Below are 13,354 nucleotides of genomic sequence, written 5' to 3' on the forward strand. Positions count from 1 at the left end.
TGGGCCACTGACGCGGGGTGCCCGGAGACCCGGGCTGAGATCACACCCGTCGAACCTGATCTAGTTCGCACTAGCGAAGGGACGTCATCTCGGTGAGCGACGCACCCAGAGTCCTGTCCATCGCGGGCACCGACCCCAGCGGCGGCGCCGGCATCCAGGGCGATCTGAAGACCTTCTCCGCGCTCGGCGCCTACGGCATGACGGTCGTCACGGCGCTGGTCGCGCAGACCACCACGGGCGTGACCGGCATCCACGAGGTGCCGGCCGAGTTCGTCGCCGCCCAGCTCGACACGCTGCTGACCGACGTGCCGGCGGACGCCGTGAAGATCGGCATGCTGGGCACCGCGCCGCTGATCAAGGCGGTGGCGGCGGCACTGGACACGTACCGGCCGCCTTTCGTCGTGCTCGACCCCGTGATGGTGGCCAAGAGCGGCGACCGGCTGCTGCCGGCCGACGCCGTGGCCGAGCTGCGCGAGACGCTGCTGCCCCGCGCCGACCTGATCACGCCCAACCTGCCCGAGGCGGCGGACCTGCTCGGCGAGGAGCCGGCCCGCGGCCTGTCCGAGATGCACGGGCAGGCGCGGCGGCTGCGCGCGCTGGGCGCCCGGCAGGTGCTGCTCAAGGGCGGCCACCTGGACGGCGACACCTGCGTGGACGTGCTGGCCACGCCCGAGGGCGCGATCGAGCTGGCCGCGCCCCGCGTGGACACCCGCAACACCCACGGCACCGGCTGCACGCTGTCCTCGGCCATCGCGGCGCTGCGCCCCCGCCACGACGACTGGCCGGGCGCGGTGCGGGCGGCGAAGACCTACCTGACGGAGGCGCTGCGCGCGGCCGACACGCTCGACGTCGGGCACGGCCACGGCCCCGTCCACCACTTCCACGCCATCTGGTGAGCACGCTCCCGAAGACTGCGCCCCAAACCTGCGCCCCCAAGATTGCCGCCCCCAGATTGCCGTTCCCAAGGAGACGCGATGTTCTGCGATGACATCTGGCAGCGCACGGCCGAGCTGATGCGCGCCATCCACGAGCACCCCTTCCTCGTCGCGCTCGGCGACGGCACCCTCGACCCCGACCGGTTCGGCTTCTACATCGTGCAGGACGCCCGCTACCTGGAGGCGTTCTCCAAGGCGCTGGCCACGGCGTCCGTGCGGGCGACAGACCCCGCCGACGCGGCGTTCTGGGCCCAGAGCGCGCACACCGCGCTGGCCGCCGAGCGCATGCTGCACGCCGGCTACGCCGAGGAGCTCGGCGCCGACGCCAAGGGCCTGGCGATGTCGCCGACGTGCCTGGCGTACGCGTCGTTCCTGCAGGCCACGGCGCTCACCGCGCCCTACCCGGTGATCGCGGCGGCGGTGCTGCCGTGCTTCTGGATCTACCAGGACGTCGGTACGGCGCTGCTGAAGTACGCCACCCCGGAGCACCCGTACGTCAAGTGGATCTCCACCTACGCGGACCCGGCCTTCGCGGCCTCCGTCGAGCAGGCCAAGGGCATCGCCGACCGGCTCGCCGCCGCCGCCGACCCGGCCACCCGCGAGGCCATGGGAGAGGCCTACGGCCGGGCGGCGGCGTACGAGTGGATGTTCTGGGACAGCGCCTGGCGGCGCGAGACCTGGCCGACGGAGCGGTGGCTCGCGCCCTGACCATCACGGCGCCTTGGCCATCATCTCCTTCTCCTCGCGGGTGGCGATGAGCCCGGCCGGGGCGAGGATCTTGGACTCCTCGAACGGCGCCTCCGTGTCCGGCAGCGGCTCCCGCGTCCTGATCGCCTTGATCCACACGCGGGCCGCGTCGAGGATCACCACGATGATCAGGATGGCGAACAGCGCCGCCAGGACGCCGTCGACGGTGGAGTTGATCACGATCTGCTGCATCGCGCCGGTCGTCTTGGCGGGCGCGAGGAGCTGTCCCTGGTCGAGCGCCGTCTGATAGCGGTCACGCTGGGCGAAGAAGCCGAGCGTGGGGTCGGTCGAGAACACCTTCTGGTAGCTGGCGGTCAGCGTGACCGCCACGTCCCAGGCCAGGGGCACCCCCGTCACCCAGGCCCACTTGAGCCGGCCACTCTTGATCAGCAGCGTGGTGGCCACAGTGAGCGCGACGGCCGCCAGGAGCTGGTTGGCGATGCCGAACAGCGGGAAGAGCTGGTTGATGCCGCCGAGCGGGTCGTTGACGCCCTGGTAGAGGAAATATCCCCAGGCCGCCACGACCACGGCGCTGGAGGCGACCAGCCCCGGCCACCAGCTCACCCGTGCGATCGGCTTCCACAGGTTGCCCAGCGTGTCCTGGAGCATGAACCGCCCCACCCGCGTCCCGGCGTCGACGGTGGTGAGGATGAACAGCGCCTCGAACATGATCGCGAAGTGGTACCAGAACGCCTGCAGCCCCGCTCCCCCGAGGAACCCGGAGAAGATCTGCGAGATGCCCACCGCCAGCGTGGGCGCGCCGCCCGTCCGGGCGATCAGCGTCTCCTCCTGCACGGCCGCCGCGGCCGCCTGCAACTCCTCGGGCGTTATGACGAAGCCCATGTTGGTGACCGCCTCGGCGGCGGTCTGCACGGTGGCCCCGACGACGCCCGCCGGGGAGTTCATCGCGAAGTAGAGCCCGGGGGTCAGCACGCAGGCCGCCGTGATGGCCATGATGGCCACGAACGACTCCATGAGCATGGAGCCGTAGCCGATCATCCGGACCTGGGTCTCTTTCTGGATCATCTTCGGCGTGGTGCCCGACGAGATCAGCGAGTGGAACCCCGACAGCGCCCCGCAGGCGATGATGATGAACACGAACGGGAACAGCGACCCGGCGAACACCGGCCCCTTGCCGTTGAACGCGAAGTCGGTGAACGCGGTGGTCTGCAGCGGAGGCGCGGTGACGGCGATGCCGATGGCGATCAGCACGATGGTGCCGATCTTCATGAAGGTGGAGAGGTAGTCGCGCGGCGCGAGCAGCATCCAGACGGGCAGCACGGCGGCGACGAACCCGTACGCGATCAGCCACAGCGCCAGCGCCGACGGGCTCAGCGTGAAGAACGGCGCCCAGCTCGAGTCCTGCACCCACCCGCCGGCCACGATCGCCAGGATCAGCAGCGCGACCCCGATCACCGTGGTCTCGACGACCTGGCCCGGCCGGATCACCCGCAGGTAGAAGCCCATGAACAGGGCGATCGGGATGGTCATGGCGATGGAGAAGACGCCCCACGGCGACTGCGCCAGGGCGTTGACCACCACCAGCGCCAGCACGGCCAGCAGGATGATCATGATGGCGAAGACCGCGATGAGCGCCGCCGCCCCGCCGAACGGCCCGATCTCGTCGCGGGCCATCTGCCCGAGGCTGCGGCCGTTGCGGCGCATGGAGAAGAACAGGATCACCATGTCCTGCACGGCCCCGGCGAAGATCACTCCCGCGATGATCCAGATGGTGCCGGGCAGGTAGCCCATCTGTGCCGCCAGCACCGGACCGACCAGCGGGCCGGCCCCGGCGATGGCGGCGAAGTGGTGACCGAACAGGATCCGCCGGTCGGTCGGCTGGTAGTCGATGCCGTTGTCGAGCCGCTCGGCCGGGGTGGCCCTGCGGTCGTCGGCGCGCAGCACCTTGCGCACGATGAAGCGGGCATAGAACCGGTAGGCGATGGCGTACGAGCCGAGCGCGGCGCACAGGAGCCACACCGCGTTGACGTTCTCGCCCCTGGACAGGGCGAGCACCCCCCACCCCACGGCGCCGACGATGGCCACCGCCGTCCAGATGATGATGGAACGCAGCTTCACCGGTTACCTCCCATATATCGGGCCATATATAGGGCGCCCCAGGCAGCAGCGCAGTCCGGCGTCCGGCGGCAGATCGGTGGTGAAGCGCCGCCAGCGCCACAGCGGGCGGCAGTCGATCGTGACGGGAAGCTCGGCGAGATGCACCCAGGCGGTCGGATGGGCGTACACCAGATCGGTCGCTCCGAGGCGGCGGGCGCGACGGGGCAGGCGGGACCGGCGCAGCGGCCTTACCGAGAACTCCCCCGCGTCCGCGCAGCACAGGCCGGTCACATGCCAGTCGAAGAAGATCACTTCTTCGTCGCGCAGTGCTTCACGAGCGGCAGGCGTGAGCGTGATACGGGACATCTGTGGCTCCTGAAACCCAGGTAGCTCAGAAATTAACCCCGGCCTTACCCAAAGGTTTCCTTTCCAAAACGCGGGCGCCCCCGGTCCACCGGGACCGGGGGCGCCGCGTTTCGTCAACGGACGGTCAGGGCTGCTTCCACGGCTCGAAGTAGGCCACCGTGGCGAAGTCGACCTCCAGCGCGTCGGGCGGGGCGCCGCCGGTCGCGCTGGATCCGGTCACGAAGATCCGGACCCCGGCCTCGCCGCTCGTGTCGAGGGCGAGCGCGTGCGCGTTGTCGCCGGCTCCGACCGCGCCGTCGTAGCGGCCGGTCCAGATCGGCTCGCCGGTCGCGGCGTCGTACGCGATGGTCACGTAGTCCGTGCCCTTCGCCGCGTCGTCCGCGCTCTGCCCGGCGATGACCACCTTGCCGCCGTCCGGCGTCACCCTGACGCTCCAGGCGTAGTCCTCGCCCTTGGCCTGCCCGTCATGGCGCTGCACCCAGGACCGCTGCCCGGTGGCCGGGTCGTAGGCGATCGTGGTGAAGTCCGACCCCGTGCCCTCGCCCTCGGTGTTGCCGGTGACGTAGAGCTTGCCGCCGCCGGGCGCGAGCGTCATGTCGTGCGGGACGTCGCTCTTGTGCGCCGGGCCGTCGTAGCGGTCGGCCCACGTCTCCTTCCCCGTGGCGGTGTCGTACGCGATGGTCATCAGGTCGCTCTGCGTGTCCGGCGTGTTGCTGTTGCCGCTGAGGAAGACCGTCTTCCCGTCGCCGGCGACCACCATGGCCGAGGGGATGTCGATCCCGTTCTCCGGCCCGTTGTGCCGGGCCGTCCACAGCTGGGCGCCGGTGGCGGCGTCGTAGGCGACCGTGCCCCAGTCGGACAGGCCGGTGCCGGCCTCACCCTGGCTCTGGCCGCTGACGAAGAGCCTGGTCCCGTCCGGGGTCACCTTGATCACCCGGGCGTCGTCGGTGCCCGAGCCAGGACCGTCGTAGTGGGCCAGCCACTTCTGCTTCCCGTCGGCGGTGTCGTAGGCGACCGTGAAGTAGGACTCGTCGCCCGCCTCGGCCCGCGTGGTCATGCCGGTGACGTACGCCGTCCTGCCGTCCGGCGAGAGAGCCAGCGCGTTGCCGAACTCCGTGCCCGCGCCGGGGCCGGTGTGGCGGGCCGCCCAGAGCTGCTCGCCCGTGGCGGCGTCGTAGACGAGCGTGACGGCGTCGTTGCCGGTCTCCTTGCCGGCGCTGATGCCGACCACGAAGACCTTGCTCCCGTCGGGGCTCACCTCCAGGCCGTGCGGCTCGTCGAAGTCGCCCGCCGGGCCGGCGTAGGTCTTGCTCCACAGCTCGGCGCCGGTGGCCGCGTCGTAGGCGACGGTGGCGATGCTCGGGGTGAGCAGGCCGGGGCTGGACCCGTAGCTCGCGCCGGTCACGTAGACGCGCTTGCCGCCGGGGTCGGTGACGATGAACTCGGCGGAGTCGTTCCCGCCCGTGACGCCGTACGTGGCCGCCCACTTCTCGGGCACCGGCCGCACGAGGACGGGGACGCGTACGGCGTGCCGGCGCTCCTTCCAGGTGAGCTGCCCGCCCACGTACGCGTTCATCGGGGCCGTGGTCCGGGTGAACGTCACCGTGAACGACCTGGTCTGCCCCGCCTTCAGGGTGAGCCGGCTCGGGGAGACCTTGGCGGTGACCCCGTCCAGGCCGGTGACGGAGGCGGTGTACGTCGCGGTCGAGCGGCCGACGTTGGTCACCTCGCGGGTGACGGTCTGCGTGCCCGGCAGCCTGCCGATCGCGATCGACGGCACGTTCAGGTCACTCGCGTCGAACGAGTAGCCCTTCCCGGACAGGTCGTCGCAGGCCTTGGGCTCGACGGCCTTGGTCGTGCCGCAGAGGAAGGCCAGCCAGTCCTTGATGCCGCTGTCGTAGACCAGGCCGGGGTCGGCGGCGCCGTTCGGGGTGACGTGGCCGGCCCCCTGGCCGAAGATCACCGTCGGGTCGGTGGAGGGGCCGTCCTTGACGTCGGAGCCGGTGGTCATCAGCGCGGACTTGATCGCCATCGGCGACCAGCGCGGGTTCAGGTCCTTCAGCAGCGCGGCGAGCCCGGCGACGTGCGGGGCGGCCATGGAGGTGCCGCTGGAGACGTTGAACTCCAGCCCGTTCGCGCCCGGAGGCGCGTAGGCGGCCAGGATGTCCTGGCCGGGGGCGGTCAGGTCGGGCTTGAGCAGGTCGCCGCCGCCGGCGCTGAGCGGGCCCCGGGAGGAGAAGGCGGCGACGTACGGAGCGGGGGCGTCGCTGGTGATCTTCGCCTGCTCGACCGTCGCCGTCGCGCCGTCCGTGGCGGCGTAGTCCTTGACCGCCTGCCGGTCCTTGTCGGACAGGTGCACGGTGGGGATGGTGTGCAGGTCGGAGTTGAGCGAGTTGTCGTCGGTGTTGGTGAGGATCACGCCCGCACCGCCGGCCTCGGCGACCGCGACGCTCTTGTTGACCCGCGGCGTCACGCCACGGTCGCAGATCACGATCCTGCCCTTGACCTTGGCCGGGTCGAGCACCGCCGTGCCGCCGTTGTCCCTGGCGGCCCAGCACTGCGCCACGCGCGTGGCGTCGGCGCCGGGCAGCCCCGCCGCCGCGGCGTCGATGAGCGGCGCCGGGCCCGCCTTCGTGGCGGCCAGCGAGGCGCCGGTGTACGCGGCCCCGTTGCCGAGCGTCACCGAGCCCTGCGTGCCGCGGTTGTGCGTCCCGGCCGCGACCGTGGTCACCCAGGGGGACGGGTGCGCCACGGTGCTCGCGGCCGGGCCGCTGTTGCCGCCCGCGGCGGCGACGAAGACGCCCGCCTCCGCGGCGGCCAGGAAGGCCACCTCGGCCGGGTCGAGGAAGTCGGTGCTGGTGCCCGAGACCGAGTAGTTGATCACGTCCACGCCGTCGGCCACCGCCTGGTCGATGGCGGCGACCAGGTCGGAGTAGTAGCCGTTGGCCGTGGCGGCGTCCTGGGTGGACCACAGCGCCTTGTACGCGGCGATCCTGGCCCGCGGCGCGATGCCGCTGATCTTGCCGAACGCCGCGGCCGGGCCGGTCACGGCCACGTCATGGTTGCCGGCCGCCGTGGAGGCGGTGTGCGTGCCGTGCCCGTTGTAGTCGCGCGGCGAGGCGAACTCCCACGGGAGCTGCTCCTTGAGCGCCGCGTCGCCGCCCCAGCCGGCGTCGAAGTGCCTGGCCGCGACGATCTTGCCGTTGCACAGCGCCGCGTCCCAGGACTCGTCCGGGCTGCCGGTCGTGCAGGTGCCGTTGAACCCGCGCACCGGCTCATACGCCTTGCCGCTCGCGTCCGGGTTGGCGAAGCTCTGGCTGCTTGCCCAGATACCGCTGTCGATCACGCCGATGACCAGGCCGTCGCCGGCGCCCTTGCCCTTCCTGCCGCCGGTGGGGCCGCCGAGCTGGTCCCACAGGCCGCCGCGGGCGTCCAGGCCCAGGAACGACGGCGTCGAGGAGGTGGCCACCGAGACCTTCCGGTCCTCGGTCACGGTCAGGACGTCGGGTAACGCCCGCAGCTGCGCCGCCTGGGAGGCGGTCATGCGGGCGGCGAAACCGCCGTAGGAGTAGACGTACTCGTAGAGCTTCCTGCCGCCGACCTTCTTCAGCGCGGCGTCGTGCCGGCCCTTCAGGTGGTCGACGTACTCGGTCACCTCGGCGGAGCGAGGCTCGATCTTCTCGCCCTCGGCGGGCTTGGTCTTGGACAGGCCGGCCACGTCGCCCTCGTACGTCGCGACGGGGTCGGCGGCCATCCGCACGATGTAGGTCTTCTGCTCCTCCGAGCCCGCCATCGCGGGGGCCGAACCGGGCCAGGCGAGCCCGGCCATCGTCAGCGCGGTCACTGCCGCGGTCGTCGCCAATCGTCTGGGAAATCCAGGGGATGTGGACAGATGCATCGTCGCCCCTTCATGCGTCACCGCGCGTCACGCGGACGATCGCCGACGCTATTGAGGGGCGGGTGGCGGAGGCATCCGTACCGTATACGGATTTTTGGGCGGCACTTAACGGGAGTTGAAGATCCGGTAGCCTGTTTGCGCTGGTATATCGCCATTAGCGCAGGTAGGGGGTTGGCCGCATGCCCCTGGGACCGGCCCCCTCGGGCTCGCTGTCCGACGTGCTCATCGGCCGCCGGTCCGAGCTGGCGCTCCTGCGCTCGGTCATCGCCTCCCCGCCCTCGCTAGCCCTGGTCGAGGGCGAGGCGGGCATCGGCAAGAGCCGCCTGGTCGCCGAGCTGTTCGCGGCGCCCGACCTGGCCGGGACGCGCCGGCTCGTGGGGCAGTGCGAGCAGCTCCAGGAGCCGCTGCCGCTGTCACCCCTGCTCGACGCCTTCCGCCTGGCCGGGGACGAGCTGGCCCGCTCCCGGCCGCCCAACCCCGTGGTGGGGGCGCTGGCGCCGCTGCTGCCGGAGATCGCCGAGCACCTGCCCCCGCCGCTGCCCCCGCTGCCCGACCAGCGGGCGGAGCGGCACCGGGTGTTCCGGGCGGCGGTCGCCCTGCTGGAGCACCTGAGCCCGCTGGTGCTCGTGCTGGAGGACGTGCACTGGGCCGACGGCGGCACCCACGATTTCCTCGCCTTCCTCGCCGCCCACCTGCCGCGCGACGTGACGGTGATCCTCACCGTACGCACCGAGGCCGGCCTGCTCCCCATCCGCGAGGCGTTCGCCCGGTCTCCCTCGGGCCCCGCGCGCACGGTCGGCCTGACCCCGCTGAACCTGCCGGAGGTGGAGGCGCTCGCGGGGAGCATCCTCAAGGCCGGGCTCCCCCGCACGTTCACCGAGCCCCTCTACGAGAAGACCGGCGGCATCCCCTTCGTCGTGGAGGAGGTGCTCCGCACGCTGCTGGAGCGGCTGCCCGCGAACGAGATCCCCGCCCGCCCCGACGTGCTGGCCGGCCTGGCCGTGCCGACCGTGCTGCGGGACGTGGTGCTGCAGCGCCTGTCCACGCTCGACGACGCGGCACAGGAGATCCTCGGGGCCGCGGCCGTCATCGGCATGACCCCCGACGACCGGGTCCTGGCCGAGGTCAGCGACCGCAGCCCGCCCGAGGTGGCCAGGGCGCTGGCCCGGGCGCAGGCGGTCGGGCTGCTGCACGAGGAGGACGGCCGCTGCCGGTTCCGGCACGCGCTGGCGCGGCAGATCGTGTACGAGTCCGTGGCCGTGTCCGGGCGGCGCTGGCTGCACCTCAGGACCGCCCGGGCCCTGGAGTCCGGCGCCGGGCCCCGGCCGGTCGCCCGGCTCGCTCACCACTTCCGGCATGCCGGGCGGACCGCGGACTTCGTGGGCAACGCCGAGGCCGCCGCCGACACGGCCCTCTCCCACGGCAACGACGCCACCGCGGCCCGGTTCCTGCTCCAGGCACTGGAGATCGGCGAGCCGTCCGGCGCGGCCGCCGCCGTGTCCGGGCCGACCGGCTCGCCTTCCGGGCAGGCCGGTGAGCTGTCCAGCGAGGTACGCGTGCGGCTGGCCGTCAAGCTCGGCCGGGTGGCGGTGGACGGGCTGGCGCACGCGGAGGCCGTACCGATACTCGAGCGCCTGCTGGCCACCGAGCCGCTGCCCGCCCACCTGCGCGGCGAGCTGCGCTTCGCGCTCGGCCGCCTGCTGCGCCAGCACGGCGAGGCGCGCGCCGGCTACCTCCAGATCGAGCGCGCCGTCGACGACCTCGGCGACCGGCCCGACCTCCTGGGCCGCGCGCTGGCCGTGCTGGCCGCGCCCGAGACCGTCGTGGACCGGCACGTCGGCGAGCACGCCGCGCGCTGCGACCAGGCGGACGCGGCCGCCCGCCGCAGCGGCGACCCCGACGTCGCCATCTCCGTACGCATCGCGCGCGCCTCCCTCCTGCTGGAGCAGGGCGACCCGGCGAGCTGGCGGCTCATCGACGACCTGCTGGCCGACGACCGGCTGCGCGCCACGCCCAGGGAGCACGCCCGCGCCTGCCTCAACTGGGCCCAGGGCGCCCTGCACATCGGCCGGCTCGACCGCGCCACAGCACTGCTGGCCGAGGGCCGCCGCGTGGCCGGCCAGGCCGAGTACCTGCGGGTGACGGAGGTCGTCGCCCTGGTGACGGCCGCCGTGGACCACGCGGCCGGGCGGTGGGACGGGATCGAGGCCCGCCTGCGGAGCCTGGGCGGGGCGGCGGCCACGTTCGCCGCCGCGTCCCTGGACTCGCGCCTGCTGCTCGGGGCCCTGCTGGCCGCCACCGGCCCGGCCGACCAGGCCACGGAGTGCCTGCGCGAGGTGATCGCGATCGCGGAGCGGGTGGGGGCGGTGTGGCCGCTCATCCCGGCGCGGATGACGCTCTCGCGGCTGCTGCTGACCCTGGACGACGCCGCGGGCGCCGCCGAACAGGCCACCGCCGCCCTCGCCCTGGCCCGTGCCAAGGGCAACTGGGTGTGGGGCGCCGAGAGCGTCCTGTGCCTGGTGGACGCCCTGGACGCGCTGGATTCCCTGGACGCAATGGATGGCGGCGGGGCGGTGCGAGGGCTGGGCGCGGCGGCGGGGCTGGTGGAGGAGCTGCGGGCCGGGATCGAGGGGGCCGACGCGCCGATCGCGCAGGCCGCCCTGCTGACCGCCCAGGCCGTCCTGGCGCGCGCGGCGGAGCCCGAACGCGCCGACCGGCTGCTCGACCAGGCCCGTGCGGTGCTCCGAGCGGCCGGACTGCGTTACGAGGAGGCCCTGACCTGCGAGCGCCTGGGCCGGTGGCGCTGCGAGCGCGACACACCCGATGACGGGGCGGACGGGGGCGGGGTGCTGCTGGAGGCGGCGTTGCGTGCGTACGGGGCGATGGGGGCGGATCGCGACATCGCTCGGGTCTCCCGGGTCATGCGGCAGAACGGCGTGCCCATCCCGTACCCCTGGCGGGGCGGCCGCCCGTCCCACGGGCAGACGCTGTCGTCGCGGGAGCGCGAGGTGGCGCTGCTGGCGGCGGCGGGGAAGACGAACCAGGAGATCGCGGACGCGCTGTTCCTGTCCAGGCGCACGGTGGAGAGCCACGTCGCGAACGTGCTGCGCAAGCTCGGCCTGCCCTCCCGCAAGGAACTGCGGACCTACCCGGGAGGCTAGCCCCGGGGCGTCAGCCCACCAGGCGCCGCTCCCAGGCCCAGGCGGCGACCTCGACCCGGTTCCGCATGCCGAGCTTGGCCTGTACGGCGGACACGTGCCCCTTGACGGTGCTCAGCGAGATGCACAGCTCGGCGGCGATCTCCTGGTTGGTGGACCCCCGGGCGACGGCTCGGACGACCTCCTTCTCGCGTTCCGACAGCATCTGGACGGCCCGGCGGGCGGGCTCGGTCCTCGTGAGGTGGCGCAGCAGGCGCAGGGTGATCTGCGGCGAGATCAGCGCGTCGCCGGCGTGCGCGGCCCGTACCGCCTCGACGAGCAGGTCGGGGCCGGCGTCCTTCAGCACGAAGCCGGCCGCGCCGCCGCGGATCGCGCCGTGGACGTACTCGTCGAGGTCGAAGGTGGTGACCACGATCACCCGCAGGGGGTCGCGGATGCCTGGACCGGCCAGGGCTGCGGTGACCTCGATGCCGTCGAGTCCGGGCATCTGGACGTCCACCAGGCACACGTCGGGGCGCAGCCGGCGGGCCAGGGCGACCGCCGCGGCACCGTCCGCGGCCTCGGCGACCACGCGGATGTCGGGCTGGTCCTCGAGGATGAGGCGCAGGCAGTCCCGGATCATCGGCTGGTCGTCGGCCAGCAGGACCGTGATGCTCACGACCGCCCACCGGGTCCGGGCGGGAGGGGCAGCGTGGCGAGGACGGACCAGCCGCCCCCGGGACGCGGGCCCGCCGCCAGCGTGCCGCCGAGGGCCTCGACCCGCTCGCGCATCCCCACCAGGCCATAGCCGCCGCCTCGGTGCGGGCGGGCCGGCGGGGGCGGGGCGTCGTCCGCCACCTCGACCGCCAGCGCGCCGCCGCGCTGCGCGACGCTGACGGTCACCGAGCCGGCGTGCGGGGCGTGCCGCGAGACGTTGGTCAGGGACTCCTGGACGACCCGGTAGACGGTCCCGGCCACCTGTGACGGCCACACCGGCTCCCCGTCTGGCAGCCGCAGGGACACCGGGGGCCCGTGGAAGCGGCCGACCAGCTCCCCGAGCCGCTCGGCCGGCCCGAAGGCGGCGGATGCGCCGCCGCCGGGTTCGCGCAGCAGGCCGACGACGCGCCGGGTCGCGGCCAGCGCGTCCGAGCCGGCCAGCTCGATGTCCGCGAGCGAGCCCGCCACCCTCTCGGGGGCCTTGCGGGCGACCAGCCGGGCGGCCTGGGCCTGGAGCACGACGCAGGTGACGTGGTGCGCGACGACGTCGTGCAGCTCCCGGGCCAGCTCCAGGCGTTCGTTGCGGCGTACGCGCTCGGCGGCGTCCCTGCGGCGATCCTCGAGCACCCGCTGCCACACCCCCGTCACGAGGGCGGCGATCCAGGCCACGCCGGCCAGCACGGTCGCGGAGGCGTGCGTGCTCATGGCGAGCGGGCTGCCCAGGACGACCGCGAGCCCGCCGGCCGCGACGCCGGCGGCCTGCGGCACCGGCAGCACCCTGGCGGCCGAGCCGATCAGCACGGAGAGCCCGAAGGTCATGCCGGGCCCGGGCTCGGCGGGCAGTCCGGCGAACCGGGCGACCAGGATGGCGACCCCCGCGACCGCCAGGCCGGCGACCGCCGTCCACAGCCGGTGGCGGCGGCGTACGAGGGCGAGCAGGCACACCACCGCGCCCGCCGCGCAGTCGAACAGCCAGTAGCCGCCGCCCCAGCTGTCCGCGATCTGGTAGGCCCAGAAGGCGAGCACCACCGCGAACGCGACGCCGAGCCCGGCGTCCGCCCACCGCTCCAGCTCCCGCACAATGCACAGGTTAGGAGCCGGGGCTCAGGCGGCGTACCGGCCGAAAGTACGGTTCCGCCGCCCGTTCGCGGCCGAGGCGGGTTCCCTAGGCTGGGCACCATGGCACACGAGCAACGGGAAGTCCGCGTCGAGGTCCAGATGATCATGTCGATCGCCGACGTCGAGGCGCTGACGAACGCGGCCGTCGAGCTGATCGAGAGGGAGGGCGTCTGGCACGTCGGCCCCGACGCGACGCCCGCGCAGAAGCAGGAGGAGATCGACCGGATCAAGGCGGACCCGGCCCACGCGGTGAGCAACCTGGTCGCGTTCATGAGCCTCGACGACCAGGTCGCCAGGGCGGTCCCGGGCCTGCGGCCCGACCGGGCGAGCGTGGCGGCCAGGGTCGGCGACGCCGGCGAGTTCGACTGAGTCGCCGG

At 73.3% G+C, this 13,354-nt stretch carries 9 protein-coding genes and 1 riboswitch; of the genes, 4 read left to right on the forward strand and 5 right to left on the reverse strand.

Annotated elements, in window-relative coordinates; all coding sequences use genetic code 11:
* Positions 1-3 precede the first annotated feature (3 nt).
* Positions 4-99, forward strand: a riboswitch (TPP riboswitch).
* Positions 93-896 (forward strand): bifunctional hydroxymethylpyrimidine kinase/phosphomethylpyrimidine kinase, encoded by an 804-nt coding sequence (gene thiD / locus ACTWPW_RS18510; protein ID WP_443169391.1) that lies wholly within the window; start codon positions 93-95, stop codon positions 894-896. It overlaps the preceding riboswitch by 7 nt.
* A gap of 78 nt (positions 897-974) precedes the next feature.
* Positions 975-1,643, forward strand: coding sequence for a TenA family protein (locus ACTWPW_RS18515; protein WP_443169392.1), 669 nt, complete (start codon positions 975-977; stop codon positions 1,641-1,643).
* A gap of 3 nt (positions 1,644-1,646) precedes the next feature.
* Here ACTWPW_RS18515 and ACTWPW_RS18520 read toward each other — a convergent pair whose 3' ends face one another.
* From ACTWPW_RS18520 to ACTWPW_RS18530, 3 genes are all read right to left on the reverse strand, one after another.
* Positions 1,647-3,761, reverse strand: a complete 2,115-nt coding sequence (locus tag ACTWPW_RS18520) for a carbon starvation CstA family protein (RefSeq protein ID WP_375116920.1) — start codon at positions 3,759-3,761, stop codon at positions 1,647-1,649.
* 3 nt (positions 3,762-3,764) lie between these two features.
* A complete protein-coding gene (locus tag ACTWPW_RS18525; RefSeq protein ID WP_364119947.1) occupies positions 3,765-4,106 on the reverse strand; it encodes a hypothetical protein in 342 nt (113 codons plus the stop codon).
* 124 nt (positions 4,107-4,230) lie between these two features.
* Positions 4,231-7,950: a S8 family serine peptidase gene (locus ACTWPW_RS18530; protein WP_443169393.1), complete on the reverse strand. Its 3,720-nt coding sequence runs from the start codon at positions 7,948-7,950 to the stop codon at positions 4,231-4,233.
* Between the two features lie 233 nt (positions 7,951-8,183).
* Between ACTWPW_RS18530 and ACTWPW_RS18535 the strand changes: the two genes are divergently transcribed.
* Positions 8,184-11,165, forward strand: coding sequence for an AAA family ATPase (locus tag ACTWPW_RS18535; RefSeq protein WP_443169394.1), 2,982 nt, complete (start codon positions 8,184-8,186; stop codon positions 11,163-11,165).
* Between the two features lie 10 nt (positions 11,166-11,175).
* Here the strand turns inward: ACTWPW_RS18535 and ACTWPW_RS18540 are convergent, their stop codons facing one another.
* Positions 11,176-11,820 carry a response regulator gene (locus ACTWPW_RS18540; protein ID WP_375116917.1) on the reverse strand — a complete coding sequence of 215 codons (645 nt, stop codon included), beginning with the start codon at positions 11,818-11,820 and terminating at the stop codon, positions 11,176-11,178.
* Positions 11,817-12,938 (reverse strand): sensor histidine kinase, encoded by a 1,122-nt coding sequence (locus tag ACTWPW_RS18545; RefSeq protein WP_443169395.1) that lies wholly within the window; start codon positions 12,936-12,938, stop codon positions 11,817-11,819. Before ACTWPW_RS18545 ends, ACTWPW_RS18540 begins: the two co-directional genes overlap by 4 nt.
* 99 nt (positions 12,939-13,037) lie before the next feature.
* Between ACTWPW_RS18545 and ACTWPW_RS18550 the strand changes: the two genes are divergently transcribed.
* Complete coding sequence (locus ACTWPW_RS18550) at positions 13,038-13,346, forward strand: hypothetical protein (protein WP_364119961.1); 309 nt, start codon at positions 13,038-13,040, stop codon at positions 13,344-13,346.
* The last annotated feature ends 8 nt before the right edge of the window (positions 13,347-13,354 follow it).

Source organism: Nonomuraea sp. KM90 (assembly GCF_052246675.1).
In the GTDB taxonomy this organism is placed as follows: Bacteria; Actinomycetota; Actinomycetes; order Streptosporangiales; family Streptosporangiaceae; genus Nonomuraea.